This is a genomic window from Bradyrhizobium genosp. A, assembly GCF_049949275.1.
GTDB lineage: Bacteria > Pseudomonadota > Alphaproteobacteria > Rhizobiales > Xanthobacteraceae > Bradyrhizobium.
In genome coordinates this window covers 7,630,160-7,653,068 of the sequence record NZ_CP188196.1, presented here as the reverse complement: position 1 = coordinate 7,653,068, position 22,909 = coordinate 7,630,160, and the positions used below count along the sequence as shown (strand labels likewise).

The window sequence follows — 22,909 nt, the reverse complement described above, 5'->3', positions numbered from 1 at the left end:
AAGTTCCGTCCGTTGAAACCGGTCACGCCTGCGGAAGCTGCGGCGAATTCTCCGGCAGCAGATGCTCCTTCAGGATCAACCCGACGATCAGCAGCGGAGATGACAGGAACGCACCCATCGGCCCCCACAGCCAGGTCCAGAAGGCGAGAGCGACGAATACGGCGAGCGCATTCAGCGCCAGCCTGCGGCCGATAATGGTCGGCGTGACGAAGTGCCCTTCCATGAAGGTAATACCGCCGAAGGCGATCGCCGCGACCAGGCCGCCGCCGAGGGTCGGGAAGGTGACGACGCCGACGACGGCCAATATGACGAACATGGCGACGGGACCGATGATGGGGATGAAGTTGAGTGCGGCCGCGAGCGCACCGAGCCCGGCCGGATTGGGCATGCCGGTGACCGCGCAGACGATCCCGGCCGCGACGCCCACCCCGATGTTGATGACGGTCACCGTCAGCAGGTAATTGCCGAGATGGACCTCGATCTCGTTCAGGATCCGCAGCGTGCGCAGCCGGGCGTCGCGCTCGCCGAAATTCATGATCAATGCACGCCGCAGGTCGCGCCAACTTGCGATGAACAGGATCAGGGTGGCGAAGAACAGCAGGAATTCGGCGAAGGTCGGCGACAGGAATTCCAGCGTCGGCTGCACCCATTCGATCTTGGGAAGCTGGAGGCTTGGCAGCCCCTCGGAGCCGCCGACCATGGTCTGAAGCTCCTGCCACAGTGCGAGCGGTCGGTCGAAGACGTGCATCTTTTCCTTGAGCTGCGCGCCCAGCTCCGGCAGGCGCGAGCTCCACTCCATGACCGGCGCAGCGATCAGCGCGAACACGAACGCAGCCAGCGCGGTCACCGCCACCACGATCAGAACGGCGCCGACTGCACGCGGGACGCGCCGCCGCTCCAGAAAGCTTGCGGCCGGCGACAGCATGGTGCCTGCGACAATGGCCATCACGACCGGCAGGAAGAACGCCTTGGCGACATAGAGCACCGCGACGACGGCGATCAGGAGCAGACCGGCCAGCGCAAAGGCAACGAACTCGGTGCGCCGGATGACCGGTGGCAGCTCGCTGTGGCTTTCGGGAAGCGGGACGCCTTCGCTGTTGCCGGAAATCAGCCGTTCACTGGGAAGGACGCGCACAATCTCTCTCCCCGCACGGAGGCTCTACCCGCACGCCCATTGCCGTTTGTTGACCGGGAAAACGTCCCAATGGGGCTGCGGTTCCATCGCGCCTTCGTGAAGCTGCGCTCGCTTGACTGTGACATCACGGCCGCACGCGAGGGTGGAACTTGAGTCGGCGCTGCTGCGTTTACGGGACTGCAGCATCACCCAGATGCACACATCCAACGGGGCAGCACATGACAAAGTTCTCCGTAATCCGTCGCAGCTTCTCGCCGCGCGTCGTCACCGCTTGTGCCTTTGCGACAACTCTGCTGACCGTGCCGTTCGCGGCCCAGGCCCAAACGCTCGGTTACGCGCCGATGCAGCCGCAGGCTTATCCGCAGGACCAGACCTATTCGCAACGTTACACCAGCGAGGCGCCGCAGGCCGCCGACGAAGATGCGGCGCTGCCGGATCGCCTGCGCCGGCAGATCGTGAGCTTCGACCGCAACGAGCCGGCCGGCACCATCGTCATCGATACCGCCAACACCTATCTTTACTATGTGCTCGGCAACGGGCGTGCCATGCGCTACGGCGTCGGCGTCGGCCGCGAGGGATTCACCTGGTCGGGCGTGCAGAGCATCAGCCACAAGGCGGAATGGCCGGATTGGCATCCGCCGGCAGAGATGATCGCGCGCCAGCCCTATCTGCCGCGCTTCGTCGCCGGCGGCCCCGGCAATCCGCTCGGGGCGCGCGCGATGTATCTCGGCTCCAGCCAATACCGCATTCACGGCACCAACGATCCGACAACGATCGGAAAGTTCGTCTCCTCCGGCTGCATCCGCCTGACCAATGAAGATGTCAGCGATCTCTTCAGCCGCGTCAGCGTCGGCACCAGGGTCGTGGTGCTGCCGAAAAATGCACCGCTGATGGCGCGCGGCGGCGATCCTGTACGCAAGCGGCCGGCCGTAACGACGCTGCCCTCAGGCCGCCAGGCGCTGAACATCATCCCGGCGTCGTCGGTAGACTAAAGAGTTGAGTGAGGTCACATGATGAGACGTTCGATCAGCAAGCTCGCTGGGGGGACGGCCGCGTTCGTCACGATCGCTTCCCTCGGCCTTGCGCTGACGCCTTCGGCGCACGCGGAAGACTTCTTCTCGGCGCTGTTCGGCGGCTTCCGCATGCGGCCGCCGCCGGAGATCCGGATACCGTTCCCGAACGACGACATGCCGCGCTACGACGCGCCGCGCCAGCGGGCGTCCTATGGTGGTGGCGCGGCCTATTGCGTGCGCGGCTGTGACGGGCGTTATTTCCCGGCGCAAGGCAACGACTCCGAGAGCAAGGCGCAATCCTGCAAGAACTTCTGCCCGGCGTCAGAGACCTCGCTGGTCTATGGCAGCAACATCGACGACGCCACGACCGACAGCGGCAAGTCCTATTCCGATCTGCCGAACGCCTTCCGCTATCGCAACGAGATCGTTTCCGGGTGTACCTGCAACGGCAAGGATCCGGTCGGCCTTGCTTCGCTCAAGGCCGAGGAAGATCCGACCTTGCGCAAAGGCGATATCGTTGCAGGTAGCAATGGCCTCGTGGTCGCCAACCGCAATGCCAACGATGGCCGCGGTATCGCGATGAACTTCTCCCCATTGCCGGAGTCGATCCGCGCAAAATTCCGCCAGGTGCCGGTCGTGGCGAAGGAGTAGGGGCGCTTTTCCTCGGCGTCGTCCTGCCTTTCCAAGACGACGCTGCTGAGAGTGCAGCGACCGCGTGCCCTACGCCGCGCGGATCTTGCCCAGGAAATCGCTGACCTGATCGCCGAGCTGGCGGCTCTGGGTCTCGAGCAGTTCGGAGGCGTGCTTGACGTTCTCCGCCGCGCCGGCCGCGGTATCGGCGTCGGCCTTCACGCCGGTGATGTTGTCGGAGACATTTTTGGTGCCCTGCGCGGCATATTGCGTGCTGCGGGTGATCTCCTGCGTGGCCGCACCCTGCTCCTGCACGGCGGCGGCAATCGCGGTGGCGACCTCATTGACCTCGCCGATGATGCCGCCGATCGCCTGGATCGCGTTGATGGCGTCGCCCGCGACCTTCTGGATGTCGGCGATCTGCCCCGAAATATCCTCCGTCGCCTTGGCCGTCTGGCTGGCCAGCGACTTCACTTCGGATGCGACAACTGCGAAACCACGTCCGGCCTCGCCGGCGCGTGCCGCTTCGATCGTGGCGTTGAGCGCCAGCAGATTGGTCTGCGCGGCAATCGTGTTGATCAGGCCGACGACCTCGCCGATCCGGTTGGCCGAATTGGCGAGGCCCTGGACAGTACCGTCGGTATCGCGGGCCTGGCTGACCGCGCGGCTGGCGATCCCTGCGGCGTGAGCCGCCTGCTGGCTGATGTCGTTGATCGAGGCCGAGAGCTCCTCGGCAGCCGCCGCGACGCTGTCGACGCTGCCGGAGGCATCGCCCGAGGCCTTGCCGGCCATCTGCACCCGCTCATTGGTCTGGCGCGAAACCGCGGAGAGCTCCGAGGCCGTCTTGCGCATCTCGCTGGAGGCCTGGCTCAACTGCGCCAGAGTCTGATGCACCAAGCCCTCGAATTCTCTGATGGAGGCTTCGATCGTGCGCTGGCGCGCTGCCGCACCCGAGTTGTGTTTGCGTTCCTGCGCCTCGATCTGCAGCTTGTCGGTTGCCTGCTGCTTGAAGGTTTCCAGCGCGCCGGCAAGCGCACCGATCTCGTCCCTGCGATCGAGATAACCGCTGTCGACGGTGAGGTCGCCGCCGGCAACCTTCAGCATGGCGTCGCGGATATTGTGCAGCGGACGGATCACGCGGCGCGTGACCGTGAGCATCGCCCCGACCGTCAGCAACGTGGCGAGAACCAGCATCCCGATCTGAATGGCGAGCGCCCGGCTCGCCGCCGTGTATTGGCCGGCCGCATAGTCGCGGGCTTCGTCGAGAGCGCGTTCGGCCACCGCGACCGCCGTGCCCATGCGCTGCGAGGTCAGCGGCGTCCATTGGTCGGCGGTCATGTCGGTTTTCGACCCCACCATGATCTGGTCGATCAGGCGGTCGCGCAGCGCCAGATAATCCGCGTTGAAATAGGCGGCCTTGGCCGCATTCATCGCGCCCGCGAGCTCCGGCGACAGCTTCATGCCGAGCGTTGCGGAATCGAGGCCGCTCCAGGCGTTCTCGATGGCGCCGACGAATTTGGTGTAGGTCTGCTGCGCTTCCAGCGGCAGGCTGCCGGTGGCGACCAGTCCGGTCGCGACCAGATCGGAGGCTTCGCCGGCGGTGTTACGCAACAGCCAGGCGGCCTGTTTGATCGACAGCAGTTGGTCGATCTGGGGATCGTTGTGATTGACGACGCCGGTCAGGCGCGCGGAGATCTCCTCCAGCGTCGCCAGCAGTGCGCCGGTCTGCTCCGTGTAGTCCTTCGAGAGCGCAGCCCGTCGCGCTTTCTTCGGCTTGCGCATCTCATTCCAGGCCTCGGTCTGGAGCGTCACCAGTTTGTCGAGCTGCTGGTTCAAATTTCCGAGCAGGGTGGCCTGCTCGGCGAAGGGGATCGTGGGTAGCAGCGCGGCGGTGGCGCGGATCGCCGGCATCTCGGCGTCATGAATGCCGCGAAGGAATTTCTCGATCTCCGCCGAGACCGGCGCCTCGCCGTTCAACACGCGCGGCGTCGAGGAGCGATCGGTGCGGAGATTGTGCATCGCCTTGAAGGCGTTCGACGAGGCCTCGGCCACCGCGGCGATATGGCCGGTGGCGCGCAGCCGCTCCCACGACTGCCAGGCGGTCGTCACCAGCAGCGCCACCACGCAGGCCGCCAGAAGAGCAATGACGGACTGCAGCAGCGCCGAAACGGTCATACGTCGAAGCATGATGGAATCCCCCAATTCCGCATTTTTTGCAGAAAGGGATAAATAGAGTGGTAACGCGCGTTAAGGATGTGGCCCGAGAGGAAGCCGCCCCGCTGATAAAAGTACATATTCCTTAAGGGTCACAAGGGGTTGCCTGAGCGGAACCGGCGCGGAAGTCAGGCGTTAGGACATCGTTAGCAATTTGGCTGAAGGGGGCCCTGCCATGATCGTCGGCGTACTCGTCACTTTTCTCGTCGTTATCCTCGTTCTTTATCTCATCAACATGCTGCCGATGGACGGCCGCGCCAAGCAGATCGCCCGCGTCATCGTCATCATCATCGGCATCGTGTCGCTGCTGAAATATCTCGCTGTGTTTTAGGGCGGACCTGGAGCCCGGACTCCATCCACGGAACTCTCCAGCAAAAAGCCCCGGCAGAGCCGGGGCTGCGTCGCTCTAATGCAGTGATTTGAGCCAGGCGTCGACGTCCTGCCGGACCTGATCCTTGGCGAGGCCGTAGCGCTGCTTGAGCCGGCCTTCAAGCTGTTCTCGGCGTCCCTCGATCACGTTGAGATCGTCGTCAGTGAGCTTGCCCCATTTCTCCTTGGCGGAACCCTTGAACTGCTTCCAATTTCCTTCGATGCGATTCCAGTCCATGACCATCTCCTGAAGAGTTGATGGCCCTACAACCATTGCGGCGCGCAGCCGTTCCGCAGCGCGCCGCGGCGTTTCGCCCGAGCAATCAGGCTCAGCCCGCCGCCTTCTTAGCCTAGCGCCTTGGCCTCGCGGCGGCGCGCGGTCAGGATGTACTCGGTGTAACCGTTCGGCTGCTCACGTCCCCTGAAGATGAGGTCGGAAGCGGCCTTGAAGGCGACGCCGTCGAAGGCGGGCGCCATCGGCTTGTAGATCGCATCGCCCGCGTTCTGCTGGTCGACGACGACGGCCATGCGCTTGAGCGATTCCATCACCTGCGCTTCGGTGATGACGCCCTGGTGCAGCCAGTTGGCGAGATGCTGGCTGGAGATGCGCAACGTCGCGCGGTCTTCCATCAGGCCGACATCGTGGATGTCAGGCACCTTGGAGCAGCCGACGCCCTGGTCGATCCAGCGCACGACGTAGCCCAGAATGCCCTGGCAGTTGTTGTCGATCTCCTGCTTGACGTCGTCGGGCGCCCAGTTCGACTTCGACACCGGAATGGTGAGGATGTCGGAGAGCTTGGCGCGCGGACCGCCCTTGGTCAGCTCCTGCTGGCGCGCGATCACGTCGACCTGGTGATAGTGCAGGGCGTGCAAGGTCGCCGCGGTCGGCGACGGCACCCACGCCGTGGTGGCGCCGGCCTGCGGATGAGCGAGCTTCTGCTGCAGCATGTCCGCCATCTTGTCCGGCGCGGCCCACATGCCCTTGCCGATCTGGGCGTGGCCGGGCAGGCCGTCGATCAGGCCCATGTCGACGTTCCAGTCCTCATAGGCCTTGATCCAGGCCTGCGCCTTCATCTCGTTCTTGCGGATCATCGGACCCGCTTCCATCGAGGTGTGGATCTCGTCGCCGGTGCGGTCGAGGAAGCCGGTGTTGATGAACATGATGCGCTTGGAGGCGCGCTGGATGCAGGCCTTGAGGTTGACGGTGGTGCGCCGCTCCTCGTCCATGATGCCGACCTTGAGCGTGTTTTCCGGCAGGCCCAGCATCTTCTCGACACGGTCAAAGATCTCGCAGGTCAGCGACACCTCGTCCGGGCCGTGCATCTTTGGCTTGACGATATAGGCAGATCCCGTGCGGCTGTTCTTGACCTTGGAGTTGCCTTTCAAGTCATGAATGGCAAGAAGTCCGGAGACCGCGGCATCGAGCAGGCCTTCCGGGACTTCCTCGCCGGTCTCGTCCAGCACCGCGTCGGTGAACATGTGGTGACCGCAATTGCGCATCAAGAGCAGGCTGCGGCCGTGCAGCTTCACCTCGCCCTTGCCGTCCGGCGTCTTGTAGGAGCGGTCGGCATTGAGCGAACGCGTCAGCGTCTTGCCGCCCTTCTCGAAATCGGCCGACAGCGTGCCGTTCATCAGGCCGAGCGTGTTGCGATAGACCAGCACCTTGTCCTCGGCATCGACCGCGGCGACCGAATCCTCCATGTCGAGAATGGTCGACACGGCAGATTCCATGATCATGTCGGCGACACCGGCGGGATCGTCCTTGCCGATGGTGCTGTTGCGATCGATCTTCACCTCGACATGCAGGCCGTTGTTGGCGACCAGCACGGCGCTCGGCGCGGCTGCATCGCCCTGGAAGCCGGCGAACTGCGCGGCGTTCTTCAGCGCGGTGGCGTTGCCGCTCTTGAGCTTCACCGCGAGCTGACCCGCGACGACGCTATAGGCGGTGACGTCGGTGTGGCTGCCGGTTGCGAGCGGCACGGCGGCGTCGAGGAAGGCTTTTGCTTTCGCGATCACCTTGTCGCCGCGTGCCTTGTTATAGCCCTTGCCGCTCTCGGCAGCGTCGTGCGGGACCGCGTCGGTGCCGTAGAAGGCGTCATAGAGCGAGCCCCAGCGCGCATTCGCTGCGTTCAGCGCGTAGCGCGCGTTGGTGAGCGGCACGACCAGCTGCGGACCGCAGATCTTGCCGATCTCTTCGTCGACATCAGCGGTCTCGACCTTCTGCGTCGCCGGCTCGGGAACGAGATAGCCGATCTCCTTCAGGAAGGCGGTGTAGGCATCGAGGTCGAACGCCTTGCCCTTGTTGGCGCGGTGCCAGTCGTCGATCTTGGCCTGCAGCGAGTCACGGAAGGCGAGCAGCGACCGATTCTTCGGCCCCAACTCCTTGATGATGGCGGCCACCCCGGCCCAGAACGCATCCGGCGCGATCCCGGTTTTCGGGGCGGCTTCCTCGGCGATGAAATCGAAAAGGACGGGGGCGATCTTCAATCCGTGGGCGTCGACGCGTTTCATGATGGTCTTTCTTGTTGGAAATGGCTGTTTTTGGCTGCTTTTGACCCGACAGCAGCAAAATGCGCCCACGCGGGGCGGCTTTCGGGACCTATTAGCCCCAAAATCGGGGCGGTGAGAAGACCCCCAGCGGGTTGTCAAAATGTCAAGACGAGGTGGGGGCTCAGCGCACCACTGTCATTCTCCGCGAAAGCGGGGAATCCAGTACGCCGCGGCTTCTCCGTATCCCAACGCTGTCTCTGGAATACTGGGTCGCCCGGTCAAGCCGGGCGACGACAGTTGGGACTAGGATGGACTCAAATATTCGCGGCGAGGTCCACGACTTCGTCGAACAGCACGCCGGTTGTCTTCAGCATCTGCTCGATCTCGTCGGCCGCGTCCGCAACCGTCCGCGTCGACGTATCGATCACGAGCTCTGCTGCCTCGGGCCGCTCGTAGTCGTTGCCGATGCCTGTAAACGAGGCAAGCGCGCCGGCGCGGGCCTTCTTGTAGTGGCCCTTGGGATCGCGCTCCTCGCAGATTTCGGCCGGCGTCGCGACGTGGATCTCGCGGAACGCAGCGTCGGCGATGCGGCGTGCGGTGGCGCGGTCCTCGCGGGCCGGTGAGACCGCGGCGACGATGGCGATGTGGCCGTTGCGGGCGAGATGGGTCGCGACCTCCGCGAGACGGCGGATGTTCTCGCTGCGATCGGTGGCGGAGAATCCGAGATCGCCGTTGAGTCCGGCACGCACTGTGTCGCCGTCGAGCAGGATCGGCGAGCCGCCATTGGTGAACAGCCGCCGCTCCAGCGCCTTCGCCAGCGTCGACTTGCCGGAGGCGGGAAGACCGGTGAGCCAGACCACGGCGCCGTTGTGGCGATAGCGCGCGGAGCGCTCGTCGGGCCGCAGCGCCGATTCTACCGGCACGATGTCAACCGGCACGGCGCGCTGGCCGGCATCGACCGACAGAACGAGACCGCCACCAGCGATGCGCCCGGACACCTCGATCACGAGACGCCCGGTGCGCGGATTCTCTGTGTAAGGATCAGCCGCGATCGGGCTCGAAAGAGAAATGTCGATCTCGCCGACATGGTTGCGGCCGATCGCCTTGTTCTCGCGGCTCTCGAGCTCGCCGGGGTCGACCGCCTTCTCGATGGCGACGACGGTGGCGCGACTCTCCTTCGGCCCGCAGCGCACAAGGAGCTGATCGCCCTTGGCGAGCGGCTTGTCGTGCAGCCAGAAGATGCGCGCGCGCAGCCGCCGCGTCTCGCGCGGGGCGGCGTCGACATGCGCGATGATGTCGCCGCGCTCGAGGAACAATTCGCGGTCGAGCGTGATGCCGACCGAGCGGCCTGCGCCCTGACGCGTCGCGACCGGGGTCACCGGCCAGCTCTCGACCGTCTTGATCTTCGCGATCTTGCCGGCCGGCATGATCACGATCTCGTCGCCGGCAATCAGGCTGCCGGATTCGATGCGGCCTGCGACGATGCGGCGATCGTCGAACTTGTAGATCGCCTGCACCGGCAGGCGGAGCGCCAGCGCTTCCAGCGGCCGCGCCGGCTCGAGCCTGTCGAGCGCCTCGACCACGGTCGGCCCCTTGTACCAGCCGATGCGGTCGGTGCGTTCGGCGACGCCGTCGCCGTCGCGCGCCGAGATCGGGACGATCGCAGCCGGCGTCACGCCGAGGCCGTTGAGATGCGCGGAGATCTCGTCGCTGATCTCCTTGAAGCGATCGGCGGAGAAATCGACGCGGTCCATCTTGTTGACGACGACAGCGACCTGCTTCACGCCGAGCAGATGCAGGAGATAGCCGTGACGGCGGGTCTGGTCGCGCACGCCTTCGAGCGCGTCGATGATCAGCACCGCGCCGTCGGCCTGCGAGGCGCCGGTGATCATGTTGCGCAGGAATTCGGCGTGGCCGGGCGCGTCGATCAGCACGATGTCGCGCGAATTGGTGCGGAAGCGGATCTGCGTGGTGTCGATGGTGATGCCCTGGTCGCGCTCGGTCTGCAGCGCATCGAGCAGGAACGACCATTCGAACGGCATGCCGCGCCGCGCGCTGACGGCCTTCAGCATCTCGAGCTTGCCGTCAGGCAGGCTGCCGGTTTCGTGCAGGAGGCGGCCGACCAGCGTCGACTTGCCGTGGTCGACATGGCCGACGATGACGATGCGGACCTGCGGACGCGTCGTGCCATTTGGCATCGAATTGGTGCCGTTCGACGTGGCGGGCGAAGCGGGGGTGACGATCATGTTCATACGACGCTCGCGTCCTTGATCAGAGATAGCCGGCGACGCGCAGGCGCTCGAAAGCGTCCTCGGTCTCGTGGTCGAGCGCGCGGCCGGCACGCTCCGGCACCTTGGTCTGCTCGAGCTCGGCCAGGATCTCTTCGATGTTCGACGCGGTCGAGGCGACCGGATTGGTGATGTCCTGATCGCCCAGCGAGCGATAGCGCTTGCCGTTCTGCGACAGATAGAGCGGGATGATCGGGATATTCTCGCGCTTGGTGTAGGCCCAGATGTCGGCCTCGGTCCAATGCAGGATCGGGTGGATGCGCAAATGCGCGCCTTGCGGCGGCGATGCGTTGAAATGATCCCAGAATTCCGGCGGCTGGTCGCGCACGTCCCAATTGCCTTCGAGACCGCGCGGCGAGAACACGCGCTCCTTGGCGCGGGTGGCTTCCTCGTCGCGGCGGATGCCTGCGATCAGGCCGTCAAAACCGTATTTGGCGAGCGCCATCTTGAGGCCTTCGGTCTTGCGCGCGGCGGAACGGGCGGCCGGCGGCAGCGTTGGGTCGACGGCATCGATGGGCGGGCAGGGCTCGACGCGAAGATCGAGCTCCCACTCTTTCCCGTAATGATCGCGGAACCGATACATCTCCGGAAACTTCTTGCCAGTGTCGACATGGAGAGCCGGAAACGGCAGGCGGCCGAAGAACGCCTTGCGCGCCAGCCAGATCATCACGTTGGAGTCCTTGCCGAGTGACCACAGCAGGGCGATCTTCTTCAGACGAGCGAAGGCCTCGCGGAAGATGTAGATGCTCTGCGCTTCCAACTGGTCGAGATGGTCCATGCTTGGGGCGGTCAGCGCGAGGGGAATTTGCTCGGAAACGAGAGTCTGGGAGTCCCGTCCATCTGCGCCGGAATCGGTCCTGAGAAGATGCATCTCTGCCACTTTGCGTTTGGAGGCGAATTTTCTATAGTTGCAATGCAGAAGAGAAGAAAAAATTTTCTCTTTGCGCGCTCGAAACGACACATATATAGAAAATAATTCCAGTCAACCCCGAATGTGGGGCAAGCGAGTATCGTATGCGGTTCTTGCCGGTGTTCCTCGATCTCAAGGCCGGTCCGGTGGTTCTCATCGGTGCGGGCGAGCTTTTGCGCGCAAAACTGCGCGTGCTCGCCGCTGCCGGTGCGCGCATCCGCGTGCATGCGATCGATGGCAATCATGAGCTGGGCCTGAACTCCGATGACGCGACGCGTATCGAGATCGCGACGGGTGATCCGCTGACCGCCGATCTTGCCGGCGTTATTGCCATCGTCTGTGCGGGCGCTGGCGATGTTGGCGTTGCGATGTCGGCGCGGGCGAAGTCGCTCGGCCTGCCGGTCAACGTCATGGACGATCTCGAACATTCCAGCTTCATCTTCCCGGCAATCGTCGATCGCGGCGATGTCGTGGTCGCAGTCGGCACCGGCGGAACCTCGCCGGTGGTGGCACGGCGCGTACGCGAGAAGATCGAGGCGCTGCTGCCTGCGCGTATCGGCGAGCTTGCCGAATTCATCGGCGGTTTCCGCAAATCCATCAACGAGCGCATTGCCGAGTTTCAGCTGCGCCGCCGCTTCTGGGAGCGCGTCATCGACGGTCCGATCGGCGCCGCCGTGTTGGCCGGCCGCAAGGATGAGGCGGACGCGGCGCTGAAGGCTATTCCCGATCCGTCCGCGTTCGCGCGCGCTGACAAGCCGGAAGGCTCGGTCGCGCTGGTCGGCGCCGGCCCTGGCGATCCCGATCTCCTCACCATCAAGGCGCTGCGCGCGCTGCAGGATGCCGACATCGTCTTCCACGACGAGCTGGTCTCTCCGGACATTCTCGACCGCATCCGTCGCGACACCACGCGCGTCGCCGTTGGCCGCCGTGTCGGCAAGCCCGGCATCGGCCAGGATGCCATCAACAGGCGCATGATCGAAGCAGCGCACGCCGGCCAGCGCGTGGTGCGGCTGAAGGGCGGCGATCCCTTCGTGTTCGGTCGCGGTGGCGAAGAGATTGAAGCGCTGCGCGCGGCGGGTGTTGCCTATTCGATCATCCCCGGCATCACCGCGGGACTCGGCGGCGCTGCCGATTTCGAGGTGCCGCTCACCTACCGTCATGAAGCAACCCGCATCACCTTCCTCACCGCGCACAAGGCGCGTGACGCGGAGACGGTGGATTGGTCGACCCTGACCGACACCAAGATGACCGTCGTGGTCTACATGGGCATGACCGCTGCGCCCGCCATTCGCGCCGGCCTGTTCGCCGCCGGCCGTTCGCCGGAGACGCCGGTCGGCGTGTTCGCCCGCGTCACGCGGCCCGATGCGCGGGGCGCGATCGGCACGCTGCGCGACCTGCCCGAACTCGTGCGGCAGACCAATGGCGGTCCCGCCATTCTCATCATCGGCGACGTGGTCCGGCATGCCGGGTCTCTGCGCCGTCAATCCGCACAGCAAATCATCTCTGACCTATTGGATGCAGCCGAATGACCTCCCCGCTTGAACAGAAGAAGATCAAAATCGCCGGCCCCTCGGTCGTGACCGCCAACCGCACCTGGGACGGCATCGTGGTGTACCGCACCGCCGCCAAGAGCTGGTCCGCGGACCTCTCGGAAGCCGCGATCGTGCGCGACTCCGACGAGGCGAAAGCGTTGCTTGCAGAATCCGTGGCCGATGACGTCGGCGCGATCGGTCCCTATATCGCCCCGGTGCAGGTCGGTGAAGACGGCAGGATCGAACCCGGCAATCTGCGCGAACAGATCCGCCGCACCGGCGTGACCATCGGACAGCCGGCCCAGGTTTAAGGCATTCTCTCATGTACGCTTACGACGAAATCGACCGCACGCTCGTCAACGAGCGCGTCTCGGAGTTCCGCGACCAGGTGAAGCGCCGTCTCTCGGGCGAGCTCACCGAGGATGAGTTCAAGATCCTGCGGCTTCAGAACGGCGTCTATCTGCAGCTGCACGCCTACATGTTCCGCGTCGCGATCCCCTACGGGACGCTGGCGTCGAACCAGTTGCGGGCGCTCGCCCATGTCGCGCGCAAATACGACCGTGGCTACGGCCATTTCACCACGCGGCAGAACATCCAGTTCAACTGGATCAAGCTCGCCGAGCTGCCGGACGCGCTCGCGGATCTCGCCGAGGTCGGTATCCATGCGATGCAGACCTCCGGCAACAACATGCGCAACGTCACCTCGGACCAGTGGGCCGGCGTCGCGCCCGGTGAGATCGAGGACCCGCGCATCTGGTCGGAGCTGATCCGCCAGCACACGACGCTGCATCCGGAATTCTCGTTCCTGCCGCGCAAGTTCAAGATCGCGATCACCGCGTCGGACCATGACCGCGCCGCGATCAAGATCCACGACATCGGGCTGAAGCTGATCAAGAACGAGAAGGGCGAGACCGGTTTCGAGGTGCTCGTCGGCGGCGGTCTCGGCCGTACGCCGTTCATCGGCAAGACCATCAAGCACTTCGTCCACGGCCGCGATATCCTCAGCTATATCGAGGCGATCCTGCGCGTCTACAATCAGTACGGCCGCCGCGACAACATCTACAAGGCGCGCATCAAGATCCTGGTGCACGAGCTCGGCATCGAGAAATTCTCGCGTGAGGTCGAGGACGAGTGGCAGCACATCCGCAACTCCTCGCTCCAGATCGACGACGAGGTGATCGAGGACATCCGTTCGCGCTTCACCTATCCGAACTACGAGAAGCTGCCGCACATGCCGGACGAGCTGCGGCAGGCCGCGGCGGACGCGGAGTTCGAGGCGTGGCGCAAGAATTCGGTGTCGCCGCACAAGGTGCAGGGCTATTCCATCGTCACGATCTCGCTGAAGCCGATCGGCGCGCCTCCCGGCGATGCCACGGCCGGGCAGATGGATGCGCTGGCCGATCTCGCCGACAAATATTCCTTCGGTGAGATTCGCGTCGGCCATGAGCAGAACCTGGCCCTGCCGCATGTCGCCAAGCGCGACCTCCCGGCGTTGTGGAAGGCGCTCGACAAGCTCGGGCTCGCCACGCCGAACGTCAACCTGATCACCGACATCATCGCCTGCCCGGGGCTCGACTATTGCTCGCTGGCGAATGCGCGCTCGATCCCGATCGCGCAGGAGCTGACGCGGCGCTTCGCCAACCACGAGCTCGCTAACCTGATCGGCCGGTTGCACATCAACATCTCCGGCTGCATCAATGCCTGCGGCCATCACCATGTCGGCCATATCGGCATTCTCGGCGTCGAGAAGAACGGCGAGGAGGTCTATCAGATCACCATCGGCGGCCGTGCCGACGAGGGTGCTGCACTCGGCAATCTGATCGGCCCCGGCGTCAAGTTCGACGAGGTCGCCGACGTCATCGAAGACGTCGTGGAAGCCTATCTGGCGCTGCGCGAGCGGCCGGAGGAGCTATTCATCGACACGGTGAAGCGCCTCGGCGTCGAACCCTTCAAGGAGCGCGTCTATGCCACTCGTTAACGGCGGGAAAATCGCCGACGACAGTTTCGTCAAGCTGGCCGTCGACACGCCGCTGCCCGAGAGCGGCGACATCCTGGTGCCGGCCGAGCGTTTCGTCGGCGAGGCGGAGGCGTTGCTCAAACGCGCCGGCAAGGTCGGCGTGATCTGGCCGAACAACCGCGACATCGACGAACTCGTGCCGTATCTCGGCAAGGTCGCCGCGGTGGCGCTGGTGTTCCCGACTTTCCGAGACGGGCGTGCCTACAGCCAGGCGCGGCTGCTGCGCGAGCGTTACAACTATCGCGGCGAGTTGCGCGCGACGGGCCAGATCCTGCGCGACCAGTTCGTGTTCATGCTGCGCGCCGGCTTCGATTCGTTCGAGGTCAAGAAGCAGGCGGATGCGGAAGCGTTCATGCAGACCGCGAAGCGCTACTCGGTGTTCTACCAGCCGACCGGCGACGGCCGGATCACGGCGCTGCACCGGCGCATGCAGCTGCGTCACTCCGAGGGGGTCGGCACGTGAACGCCATGGCTGCTCAATTTGAAACGGCTGCTCGATTTGAATCGCAATCCGCGTCGGTGCTGCCGACCGCGGATGAGCTCGACCGCGCCTTGCGCGATGCCGCTCCGGCCGAAATCATTGCCGCGGCACTGAAGACCGTCGGCCGCGATCAGCTCGCCGTGGTGTCGTCGTTCGGGACCGAGTCGGCAGCGCTGTTGAAGGTGATGGCAGACGTCGATCCGGCGATTCCGGTGATCTTCCTCGATACCGGCTGGCTGTTCGAAGAGACGCTCGCCTATCGCGACACGCTGATCGCGAAGCTCGGCTTGAGAGATGTTCGGTCGATCAAGCCGCTGGAGGAGGCTCTGAAGCGGGACGATCCCGATCAGGACCTCTGGTTCTCCAACCCCGATGCTTGCTGCCATATCCGCAAGGTCGAGCCGCTGGCGCGGGCGCTGAAGCCGTTCTCGGCGTGGGTCAACGGCCGCAAGCGCTTCCAGGGCAATGCGCGCGCCGACATTCCGGTGGTCGAGGTCGATGATACGCGCTTGAAGTTCAATCCTTTCGCCAATGTCTCGCGCGAGGAGATCAAGGACATCTATGCGCGCGCCAAATTGCCGCATCATCCGCTTCAAGCGTCGGGTTTCATGTCGGTCGGGTGTATGCCTTGCACGAGCAGAACGACCGAAGGCGAGGATGAGCGCGCGGGTCGCTGGCGCGGTCGGCCCAAGACAGAATGCGGCATCCACACCATGAAGACTTCGTAGCACAGTCGAGCTGCGCGGCTACGAACAAGAAAATCCGGTTCCGTTGACTTGGGAGACTTTCGCCACGAGTTTCGCCTGCATGCCTTCGCCGACATTGACGTCGTCGAAGTGAATAGAGATGGACATGATGCGCCGTATCGTTCCGCTCGCTGCAGGACTGCTCGTAACCAGTTTCTTCGCAAGCGCGGCTCTCGCTGCTGATATCAGCCTCTTGAACGTGTCGTACGATCCGACACGCGAGCTCTATGTCGAATTCAACAAGGCGTTCGCGAACGCCTATCAGAAGGAAACCGGCAAGAGCGTCGAGATCAAGCAGTCGCATGGCGGTAGCGGCTCGCAGGCGCGCGCCGTGATCGATGGGTTGCAGGCCGATGTGGTGACGCTCGCGCTGCCGTTCGGCGCGCTCGATGCGAAGGTGCGTAAAGAATTGCGCAAATGGCTGCGCTCGTTGCATCACGAGATCAACGTCACCTCGATCTTCGTCACCCACGACCAGGAAGAGGCGCTGGAAGTCGCCAACCGCGTCGTCGTCATGGACAAGGGCAGGATCGAGCAGATCGGCTCGCCCGACGACGTCTACGAGACGCCGGCGACCGCCTTCGTGCATGGCTTCATCGGCGAATCCATCGAGCTGCCGGTCCAGGTCGAGGGCGGCGTCATCAGGCTCGGCGACCGGCCGCTGCGGCTTGCGGCAGACGGGCTTGCGCCTGGCGCGTCAAGACTGTTCGTGCGGCGACATGACATGCTGGTCGGCCCGCCTGGTTCGGGCGCCTTCGAGGGCGCGGTTCAGCATGTCCGGAATTTCGGTCCCGTTCAGCGGGCCGAGGTTGCTCTGTCCGGCGGCGAGACCATCGAGATCGACGCTCCTCGCGACCGGGAATTGCGCGCCGGCGACACGATCGGCCTCGAGCCCCGCCGCTACCGCATATTTGCGGGCGGCTGAGCCGCCCCGTCAGGTCGAATTTTCCTCAAAATTCACCTTTCAGCCACGGTTGGTATGCAACAACGGCCGCTCATTTGGGGGCCTCGATTCATGCGCGCTGCGGCCGCAATTCTCATCACTTTGCTTCTCGCCGGCTGCGCCGGCAATGAAGCGCCGGTCCAGCAGCCGTCGATGTATGCCGACATGTCGGTCCCGGGCGCCAAGCTGGATGCGCCGGCGGCCGCGATCATGATCTCGCAATACCGCCAGAACAACGGCCTCGGCACCGTCGTGATCGACCCCGATCTGATGCGGCTTGCCGAATCCCAGTCCAACGCCATGGCCGCCGCCAACAAGATGGACCATGACGTCCGCGCGCCGCTCGCCAAGCGCCTTGCCGCTGGCGGCTATCCGGCGACCGTGGCGGTCGAGAACATCTCGGCCGGCTATCATACGCTGGCGGAAGCGTTTTCCGGCTGGCGCGACTCGCCTCCGCACCGCGCCAACATGCTCAAGAGCGGTGTCACAAAATTGGGCATAGCGGCGAGCTATGCTCCAGGCACCAAATACAAGGTGTTCTGGACCATGATCCTGGCTTCGACCGATCCCAGATAAGCCAGACTTGATCCCGGGATGCATTGACGCCGCGGCAGACTGTCGCCACGGTGGCTCATCTTTTGCTATTGTTCCCGAATGACAGATCATAGCCCGGAAGTCGCAACAGTCCCCGCGAAGGCGCAACGCGTCCTGGTTCTCCAGGGCGGCGGTGCGCTCGGCTCGTATCAGGCCGGCGCCTATCAGTCGCTGTGCCATTTCGACTTCGAGCCTGAATGGGTCGCCGGCATCTCGATCGGTGCGGTCAATGCCGCCATCATCGCCGGCAATGAGGGCCACACCCGCGTCAAGCGGCTCAAGGAATTCTGGGAGATGGTCTCGGCGCCGGTGCCGTGGAAGCCGATCGGCAAGAGCGACCATAGCCGCGAGCTGTTCAATTCGACCAGCGCCGCGCTGATCGCGACCTTCGGCGTGCCGGGCTTCTTCGTCCCGCGCCTGCCGCCGGCGCCGCTCTGGCCGCCGGGCAGCCCGCAGGCCGAGAGCTATTACGATACTGCGCCGCTGAAGAAGACACTGGAGCGTCTGGTCGACTTCGACCGCATCAACGATTTGAAGACGCGCCTGTCGGTCGGCGCCGTCGGTGTCACCTCCGGCAACTTCAAATATTTCGACAATTACGAGTTCAAGAAGCTCGGCAAGAAAATCGGTCCCGAGCACATCATGGCCTCCGGCGCACTGCCGCCGGGCTTTCCGTCGGTTGTGATCGAGGGCGAGCATTATTGGGACGGCGGCATCGCCTCCAACACGCCGCTCGACTTCGTGCTCGATGCCGAGGTCGCTCGCGACATGCTGATCTTCCAGGTCGACCTGTTCAGCGCCCGCGGCGACTTGCCGAATTCGCTGCTCGAGGCTACCGAGCGCGAGAAGGACATCCGCTTCTCCAGCCGCACGCGGATGAACACCGACAAGAACAAGCAGATCCACAACGCCCGCCGGGCCGTGCGCGACCTGATCGGCAAATTGCCGGACTATCTGAAGAACGACCCGTCCGTCGAATTCCTCGCAAAGGTCTCGCGCGAAAGCACTGTTACCGTGGTGCACCTGATCTATCGCAGCAAGAACTACGAATCCTCGTCCAAGGACTACGACTTCTCGCATGTCGCGATGGTCGAGCATTGGGAAAGCGGCGTGCGCGACGTGCATCTGTCGATGCGCCACAAGGACTGGCTCGAGAAGCCGCAGTCCGGCGAGACCATGGTGACCTACGATCTCACGGGGGACGTTACCGCGCCCCCGCCAAAAAGGAGCGAATAACATGGGTACTCTGTCAGGCAAGAACGCCGTCGTGACCGGTTCGACCAGCGGCATCGGGCTCGCCTATGCGCGGGCCTTTGCGGCTGCCGGCGCCAATGTCGTGATCAACGGGTTCGGCTCGCCGGAGGATATCGAGAAGGAGCGCGCCAAGATCGAGTCCGATTTCGGCGTCAAGGCGGTCTACTCGCCGGCGGACATGACCAAGCCGGCCGAGATCGCCGGGATGATCGCGCTCGGCGATACGTCGTTCGGCTCGGTCGACATCCTCGTCAACAATGCCGGCATCCAGTTCGTCTCGCCGATCGAGGAATTCCCGCCGGAGAAGTGGGACCAGATCATCGCGATCAATTTGTCCTCGGCCTTCCACGCCATCCGCGCCGCCGTCCCCGGCATGAAGAAGAAGGGCTGGGGCCGCATCATCAACACCGCGTCGGCGCACTCGCTGGTCGCCTCGCCCTTCAAATCGGCTTACGTCTCGGCCAAGCACGGCATCGCCGGTCTGACCAAGACCGTGGCGCTGGAAGTCGCGACCAACAAGATCACCTGCAACTGCATCAGCCCCGGCTATGTCTGGACGCCGCTGGTCGAGAAGCAGATCCCCGATACGATGAAGGCGCGCAATCTCACCCGCGAGCAGGTCATCAACGACGTGCTGCTCGACGCGCAGCCGACCAAGGAGTTCGTGACGTCCGAGCAGGTCGCTGCCTTGGCGCTATTCCTGTGCAGCGACGACGCCGCGCAGATCACAGGCACGAACCTGTCGATCGACGGCGGCTGGACCGCGGAGTAACGGCTACGATGCCGTAGGGTGGGCAAAGGCGCAAAGCGCCGTGCCTACCATTTTTCCGCGGCTGAGGAGATGCGGTGGGCACGCTTCGCTTTGCCCACCCCACGATTCCGTCGCCGTGTGGGCTTAATGGCTCCAGGCCAGAGCGATCGCGGATTGCAGGTTCAGTTCCGTGAACATGATCTTGCCGGCGACCACGACGAGGACGCTGGCGAGCGCCACGCGCAGCACCGTCTCCGGCACGCGCGTCGCGCTGTAGCTGCCGAGGATGATGCCGGGCAGCGAGCCCAACAGCAGCACGCCCATCAGCGCCCAGTCGACCGAACCGAGCATCCAGTGTCCGATGCCGGCCACCAGCGTCAGCGGCACGGCATGTGCGATGTCGGAGCCGACGATGGTTGCCATCGGCAGGCGCGGGTAGAGCAGCAGCAGCACGGTCACGCCGACCGCGCCGGCACCGACGGAGGAAATCGAGACCAGCACACCGAGCACGACCCCGGTGACGACAGTCGCAATCACCGTGGTGCGCTCACTGACCTGCTCCATGCGCCGGCGATAGCGCTCCATGATCGACCGGCGGAAGATCAGCGATGTCGCGGTCAGGATCAGCGCGAAGCATAGCACCAGATTGATGAGGTTACGCTCGGCATCGCCCCTGAGATCGAGCTTCCACAGCACCAGCAGCGTCAGCGCGCTCGCAGGAATGCTGCCGCAGGCCAGCCGCAGCACCGCCGGCCAGTGCACGCTGCGCGACCAGCCGTGCACCACGCTGCCGCCGGTCTTGGTGGCGGCGGCATAGAGCAGGTCGGTGCCGACGGCGGTGGTCGGATGGATGCCGAACAGCAGGATCAGCAGCGGCGTCATCAACGAGCCGCCTCCCACGCCAGTCAGCCCGACAAGCAGGCCGACGCCGAAACCAGAGGCGACGTAAAGCGGATCAATCATATCAGCGGGAGTCTAGGTTTATCTCGTCAGTTGGGCAATATGACGTAGAATAAATTTCCCCTGGGGCGCAACTGCTTGGGTGGAATAAGAAAAATTGTACTCTGAACAGGAAATGGGCAGGTATTTCACGTCGTCCTTGGGCTCGTTGCGAAACAGCCGTTCCCCGAGAGGGCGGGCAGGGACGGGCGCGTCGGATCTATTTGCCAAACGCCAGCACATGCAGCCCCAGGCGCTGCCGCACGATCCAGAACAGCAGCACCGTTTCGAACGTGAGCGAGATCGAGGTCGCGGCCGCGGCGCCGTGGCCGCCGAAGCGCGGCACCAGCGCGATGCAGAGTACGACATTCATCACGAAGGCGAGCGCGTAGGCCAGCGCGCAGATCTTCTGCTGGCCGAGCATGTTGAGGAGCCGCTCGACCGGTCCGATCGCGGCGCGCACCACGAGGCCGATCGCGGCGACGAACATGATGTCGTAGCCAACGACGAATTGCGGTCCGAACAGCCAGAGCAGCGGCTTGCCGAGCGCGAGCAGAACGGCGGTCGCCGCCAGCGACGGCCAGAACGTCCAGTTGATGGCGTGCGCGACATAGGCCGACAGCCGCGCCTTGTCGCCGAGCGCGTTGTACTCGGCAAAGCGATGCGCCGTTGTCGCCGACATCGCGTAGTGAATGAACGACACCAGCGCCAGCGTCTTCACCACGGCGAAGTAGACGCCGACCTCGTCGGACGGGCGGAACTGCTGCAGCACCAGCACGTCGGTGTAGGACAGGAGCAGATAGAAGCTTTCGACCAGCAGGATCGGCAGCGAGACCGCGAGCCAGCCGCTGATGTCATAGGCCTTGGGGCCGGGCGCGATGTGATCGGCGAGCTTGCGGTTCAACACCACCATCTGCCCCGTCATCGCGATCCATACCGCACCTAGGCTCGCGACCATCGCGGCGACCGCGCCGAGATGGTAGCCGAGCAGGAAGGCGCCCGCCGTGATGCCGATGATCAGCGCCTGGCGGATGATGAATTGCGGCATCAGGCCGAGCTGCATCCAGTCATGCGATCGCGCGATGCCGTCCTGGGTGTTGGCGACGACGAAGGCGGGCAGCGTCATGCAACCGATATAGAGCGGCAGCTCCTCGGCCGGATCGATCCACGGCGACAGCAGCGTTACAATTCCGGCAAGCGCCAGAGAGACCAGCGTGGAGACTGCAAAAGTCAGCCAACGGCTGCCGGAGAGAAAGCCGCGCAGCAGCGCATGGTCACCGCTGGCGCGATATTCCGGAATGATTTTTTGCGCGGAGGCCGAGATGCCAAAATCCATCATGCTGCCGAGCAGCAGCACCCAGGTCCAGACATAGACATAAATGCCGTAATCGGCCGTCCCCATCCAGCGTGCGAGCAGGACCTGCGAGAAATAGGCGAGGCCCGCGCTGATGACGCGGATGATGAAGATGGTGCCGGCGAGCCTGCGCGTCAGCGACGCTTCGCTCGATCCGCCCGTCAGCCTGGCACGCAGCCGCGCGATCAGCCCGGACGGTCCGGTCATTGCGGGTTCTGCATCCATCACGGCCAATTCGAAGAATCCCCGGGCGTTCCGCATGCTGCGGCAGGCTTGGGAATTAGCAACCATTCGTTAAGATTCGGTTGGGTGGGTGCTGCCCCAGAGTCGTCCAGGCGAAAGCCAGGACGACCAACTACTCCAAATTCGTATTGAACTCGTACGATTTCTCCGGCCCCACCAGCGTGAACTTCAGCGCTGCACCGTCGGGCTTGACGCCTGGCGGCAATCCGTCGAGCTCGAACGAAAATCGCTTCACACCGGGCGGGCTGTGCTCGACCGGATCAGGAATGGGCAACGACCACTCGGCCGTCGGCCCTTCCACGAACAGATTGACCTTGCTGTTCTCAGGTGCAACGACGTCGACCACCACGCTCTTGGGCCCGTCGCGCTTGACGTCGCGGATGGTCAGCGGATTGGGGTCGCCGATCGTGGCGGGCTTCGGCACGGTGTCGAGCGCCGTGCGCAGATTGGCATCTTCGGTCGAGGCGACGTTGTTGAAGCCGAGCTCGACATTGGCCTCGACGGGAATGCAGAGCTTTTCGCAGACCGCGTAATTGATCTCGGCGCGCAACGTCACGGGCTTGTCGGCGGCCTTGGCGACGATGCGCAAGGGCAGCACGATCTGGTCGTGATAGCCGATCGAATGGCCGCCCGCGCCGTCGTCGAACTTCAGCGGCGCCGGCCACATCACTGTCACCGCTTCGACATTATCCGACTTGGAGAAGTCGAACCGCGGCGGAACGCCGGAATCGCCGGGTATGCGCCAGTAGGTCTTCCAGCCGGGTTGGAGCTGGAAAGCGATACCGCCGAGCAGGACCGCGCCACTGCGCGATCCCGCGAGCAACCGCACCGCAGAATGGCCGTCGCGCTGCCACGGTGACGCGTCGTCGGCATGGGCACCCATCGCCAGCGACGACGCAAGCAAGGTTGTCGCAACGCCAATCGCCGCATGCAGGGGAACTCTTGTCAGCATGACACGTCTTTACAGGGTCGCCCCGGGGCAAACCATTGAATTGCTTGTGATGGA

General features: G+C 64.3%; 21 protein-coding genes. 12 read left to right on the top strand and 9 right to left on the bottom strand.

Going from position 1 to position 22,909, the window contains the following annotated elements; all coding sequences use genetic code 11:
- Positions 1-22 precede the first annotated feature (22 nt).
- Positions 23-1,135, bottom strand: a complete 1,113-nt coding sequence (locus ACP2YP_RS35840; RefSeq protein WP_426421022.1) for an AI-2E family transporter — start codon at positions 1,133-1,135, stop codon at positions 23-25.
- Positions 1,136-1,353: 218 nt separating this feature from the next.
- Between ACP2YP_RS35840 and ACP2YP_RS35835 the strand changes: the two genes are divergently transcribed.
- Both ACP2YP_RS35835 and ACP2YP_RS35830 read left to right on the top strand, forming a co-directional pair.
- On the top strand, positions 1,354-2,127 hold the full coding sequence (locus tag ACP2YP_RS35835) for a L,D-transpeptidase (RefSeq protein WP_426421021.1): 774 nt from the start codon (positions 1,354-1,356) through the stop codon (positions 2,125-2,127).
- 18 nt (positions 2,128-2,145) lie between these two features.
- A complete protein-coding gene (locus tag ACP2YP_RS35830; protein ID WP_426421020.1) occupies positions 2,146-2,799 on the top strand; it encodes a DUF2865 domain-containing protein in 654 nt (217 codons plus the stop codon).
- Between the two features lie 69 nt (positions 2,800-2,868).
- On the opposite strand, the gene ACP2YP_RS35825 is transcribed toward ACP2YP_RS35830, so the two are convergent.
- Positions 2,869-4,965, bottom strand: a complete 2,097-nt coding sequence (locus ACP2YP_RS35825) for a methyl-accepting chemotaxis protein (RefSeq protein ID WP_426421019.1) — start codon at positions 4,963-4,965, stop codon at positions 2,869-2,871.
- Positions 4,966-5,167: 202 nt separating this feature from the next.
- On the opposite strand from ACP2YP_RS35825, the gene ACP2YP_RS35820 reads away from it, so the two are divergent.
- Positions 5,168-5,323: a Thivi_2564 family membrane protein gene (locus tag ACP2YP_RS35820; RefSeq protein WP_426421018.1), complete on the top strand. Its 156-nt coding sequence runs from the start codon at positions 5,168-5,170 to the stop codon at positions 5,321-5,323.
- Positions 5,324-5,398: 75 nt separating this feature from the next.
- Here the strand turns inward: ACP2YP_RS35820 and ACP2YP_RS35815 are convergent, their stop codons facing one another.
- From ACP2YP_RS35815 to cysD, 4 genes are all read right to left on the bottom strand, one after another.
- Positions 5,399-5,599, bottom strand: coding sequence for a CsbD family protein (locus ACP2YP_RS35815; RefSeq protein WP_426421017.1), 201 nt, complete (start codon positions 5,597-5,599; stop codon positions 5,399-5,401).
- Between the two features lie 107 nt (positions 5,600-5,706).
- A complete protein-coding gene (locus tag ACP2YP_RS35810; protein ID WP_426421016.1) occupies positions 5,707-7,872 on the bottom strand; it encodes a malate synthase G in 2,166 nt (721 codons plus the stop codon).
- 293 nt (positions 7,873-8,165) lie between these two features.
- On the bottom strand, positions 8,166-10,103 hold the full coding sequence (cysC, locus tag ACP2YP_RS35805; RefSeq protein WP_426421015.1) for an adenylyl-sulfate kinase: 1,938 nt from the start codon (positions 10,101-10,103) through the stop codon (positions 8,166-8,168).
- Between the two features lie 19 nt (positions 10,104-10,122).
- Positions 10,123-10,917: a sulfate adenylyltransferase subunit CysD gene (gene cysD, locus ACP2YP_RS35800; protein ID WP_426421014.1), complete on the bottom strand. Its 795-nt coding sequence runs from the start codon at positions 10,915-10,917 to the stop codon at positions 10,123-10,125.
- Positions 10,918-11,153: 236 nt separating this feature from the next.
- On the opposite strand from cysD, the gene cysG reads away from it, so the two are divergent.
- The 9 genes from cysG to ACP2YP_RS35755 all read left to right on the top strand — a co-directional run bounded on the left by cysG (position 11,154) and on the right by ACP2YP_RS35755 (position 19,388).
- The gene (cysG, locus tag ACP2YP_RS35795) at positions 11,154-12,578 is read left to right on the top strand and encodes a siroheme synthase CysG (protein WP_426421013.1); all 1,425 of its coding nucleotides are present in this window, start codon (positions 11,154-11,156) and stop codon (positions 12,576-12,578) included.
- Positions 12,575-12,892 carry a DUF2849 domain-containing protein gene (locus tag ACP2YP_RS35790; RefSeq protein ID WP_426421012.1) on the top strand — a complete coding sequence of 106 codons (318 nt, stop codon included), beginning with the start codon at positions 12,575-12,577 and terminating at the stop codon, positions 12,890-12,892. The genes cysG and ACP2YP_RS35790 overlap by 4 nt, the downstream gene beginning before the upstream one ends.
- A gap of 11 nt (positions 12,893-12,903) precedes the next feature.
- Entirely contained in the window at positions 12,904-14,559 is a 1,656-nt protein-coding gene (locus ACP2YP_RS35785; protein ID WP_426421011.1) for a nitrite/sulfite reductase, read from the top strand.
- Complete coding sequence (locus tag ACP2YP_RS35780; protein WP_426409536.1) at positions 14,546-15,061, top strand: DUF934 domain-containing protein; 516 nt, start codon at positions 14,546-14,548, stop codon at positions 15,059-15,061. Before ACP2YP_RS35785 ends, ACP2YP_RS35780 begins: the two co-directional genes overlap by 14 nt.
- A gap of 5 nt (positions 15,062-15,066) precedes the next feature.
- Positions 15,067-15,807 (top strand): phosphoadenylyl-sulfate reductase, encoded by a 741-nt coding sequence (locus ACP2YP_RS35775; protein ID WP_426421010.1) that lies wholly within the window; start codon positions 15,067-15,069, stop codon positions 15,805-15,807.
- 112 nt (positions 15,808-15,919) lie between these two features.
- Positions 15,920-16,750 carry a TOBE-like domain-containing protein gene (locus tag ACP2YP_RS35770; RefSeq protein ID WP_426426389.1) on the top strand — a complete coding sequence of 277 codons (831 nt, stop codon included), beginning with the start codon at positions 15,920-15,922 and terminating at the stop codon, positions 16,748-16,750.
- A 90-nt stretch (positions 16,751-16,840) separates the two neighbouring features.
- Positions 16,841-17,344: a CAP domain-containing protein gene (locus ACP2YP_RS35765; protein WP_426421009.1), complete on the top strand. Its 504-nt coding sequence runs from the start codon at positions 16,841-16,843 to the stop codon at positions 17,342-17,344.
- A gap of 78 nt (positions 17,345-17,422) precedes the next feature.
- Positions 17,423-18,598, top strand: a complete 1,176-nt coding sequence (locus ACP2YP_RS35760) for a DUF3734 domain-containing protein (protein ID WP_426421008.1) — start codon at positions 17,423-17,425, stop codon at positions 18,596-18,598.
- Position 18,599: 1 nt separating this feature from the next.
- Positions 18,600-19,388 (top strand): 3-hydroxybutyrate dehydrogenase, encoded by a 789-nt coding sequence (locus ACP2YP_RS35755; RefSeq protein WP_426421007.1) that lies wholly within the window; start codon positions 18,600-18,602, stop codon positions 19,386-19,388.
- 123 nt (positions 19,389-19,511) lie between these two features.
- Here the strand turns inward: ACP2YP_RS35755 and ACP2YP_RS35750 are convergent, their stop codons facing one another.
- The 3 genes from ACP2YP_RS35750 to ACP2YP_RS35740 all read right to left on the bottom strand — a co-directional run bounded on the left by ACP2YP_RS35750 (position 19,512) and on the right by ACP2YP_RS35740 (position 22,855).
- Positions 19,512-20,330, bottom strand: a complete 819-nt coding sequence (locus ACP2YP_RS35750; RefSeq protein ID WP_426421006.1) for a sulfite exporter TauE/SafE family protein — start codon at positions 20,328-20,330, stop codon at positions 19,512-19,514.
- Positions 20,331-20,526: 196 nt separating this feature from the next.
- Entirely contained in the window at positions 20,527-21,894 is a 1,368-nt protein-coding gene (locus ACP2YP_RS35745; protein WP_426421005.1) for an oligosaccharide flippase family protein, read from the bottom strand.
- Positions 21,895-22,015: 121 nt separating this feature from the next.
- Entirely contained in the window at positions 22,016-22,855 is an 840-nt protein-coding gene (locus tag ACP2YP_RS35740) for a protein-disulfide reductase DsbD domain-containing protein (protein WP_426421004.1), read from the bottom strand.
- Positions 22,856-22,909: the final 54 nt, after the last annotated feature.

Bases quoted from the DNA above. Each gene is read 5' to 3' on its own strand.
- ACP2YP_RS35740 (WP_426421004.1), bottom strand. From the start codon at position 22,855: ATGCTGACAAGAGTTCCCCTGCATGCGGCGATTGGCGTTGCGACAACC.
- ACP2YP_RS35785 (WP_426421011.1), top strand. From the start codon at position 12,904: ATGTACGCTTACGACGAAATCGACCGCACGCTCGTCAACGAGCGCGTC.
- cysG (WP_426421013.1), top strand. From the start codon at position 11,154: ATGCGGTTCTTGCCGGTGTTCCTCGATCTCAAGGCCGGTCCGGTGGTT.
- ACP2YP_RS35755 (WP_426421007.1), top strand. From the start codon at position 18,600: ATGGGTACTCTGTCAGGCAAGAACGCCGTCGTGACCGGTTCGACCAGC.
- ACP2YP_RS35760 (WP_426421008.1), top strand. From the start codon at position 17,423: ATGACAGATCATAGCCCGGAAGTCGCAACAGTCCCCGCGAAGGCGCAA.
- ACP2YP_RS35815 (WP_426421017.1), bottom strand. From the start codon at position 5,599: ATGGACTGGAATCGCATCGAAGGAAATTGGAAGCAGTTCAAGGGTTCC.
- ACP2YP_RS35765 (WP_426421009.1), top strand. From the start codon at position 16,841: ATGCGCGCTGCGGCCGCAATTCTCATCACTTTGCTTCTCGCCGGCTGC.
- cysC (WP_426421015.1), bottom strand. From the start codon at position 10,103: ATGAACATGATCGTCACCCCCGCTTCGCCCGCCACGTCGAACGGCACC.
- ACP2YP_RS35835 (WP_426421021.1), top strand. From the start codon at position 1,354: ATGACAAAGTTCTCCGTAATCCGTCGCAGCTTCTCGCCGCGCGTCGTC.
- ACP2YP_RS35750 (WP_426421006.1), bottom strand. From the start codon at position 20,330: ATGATTGATCCGCTTTACGTCGCCTCTGGTTTCGGCGTCGGCCTGCTT.
- ACP2YP_RS35825 (WP_426421019.1), bottom strand. From the start codon at position 4,965: ATGCTTCGACGTATGACCGTTTCGGCGCTGCTGCAGTCCGTCATTGCT.
- ACP2YP_RS35790 (WP_426421012.1), top strand. From the start codon at position 12,575: ATGACCTCCCCGCTTGAACAGAAGAAGATCAAAATCGCCGGCCCCTCG.
- ACP2YP_RS35810 (WP_426421016.1), bottom strand. From the start codon at position 7,872: ATGAAACGCGTCGACGCCCACGGATTGAAGATCGCCCCCGTCCTTTTC.
- ACP2YP_RS35830 (WP_426421020.1), top strand. From the start codon at position 2,146: ATGATGAGACGTTCGATCAGCAAGCTCGCTGGGGGGACGGCCGCGTTC.
- ACP2YP_RS35775 (WP_426421010.1), top strand. From the start codon at position 15,067: ATGGCTGCTCAATTTGAAACGGCTGCTCGATTTGAATCGCAATCCGCG.
- ACP2YP_RS35820 (WP_426421018.1), top strand. From the start codon at position 5,168: ATGATCGTCGGCGTACTCGTCACTTTTCTCGTCGTTATCCTCGTTCTT.
- ACP2YP_RS35780 (WP_426409536.1), top strand. From the start codon at position 14,546: ATGCCACTCGTTAACGGCGGGAAAATCGCCGACGACAGTTTCGTCAAG.
- cysD (WP_426421014.1), bottom strand. From the start codon at position 10,917: ATGGACCATCTCGACCAGTTGGAAGCGCAGAGCATCTACATCTTCCGC.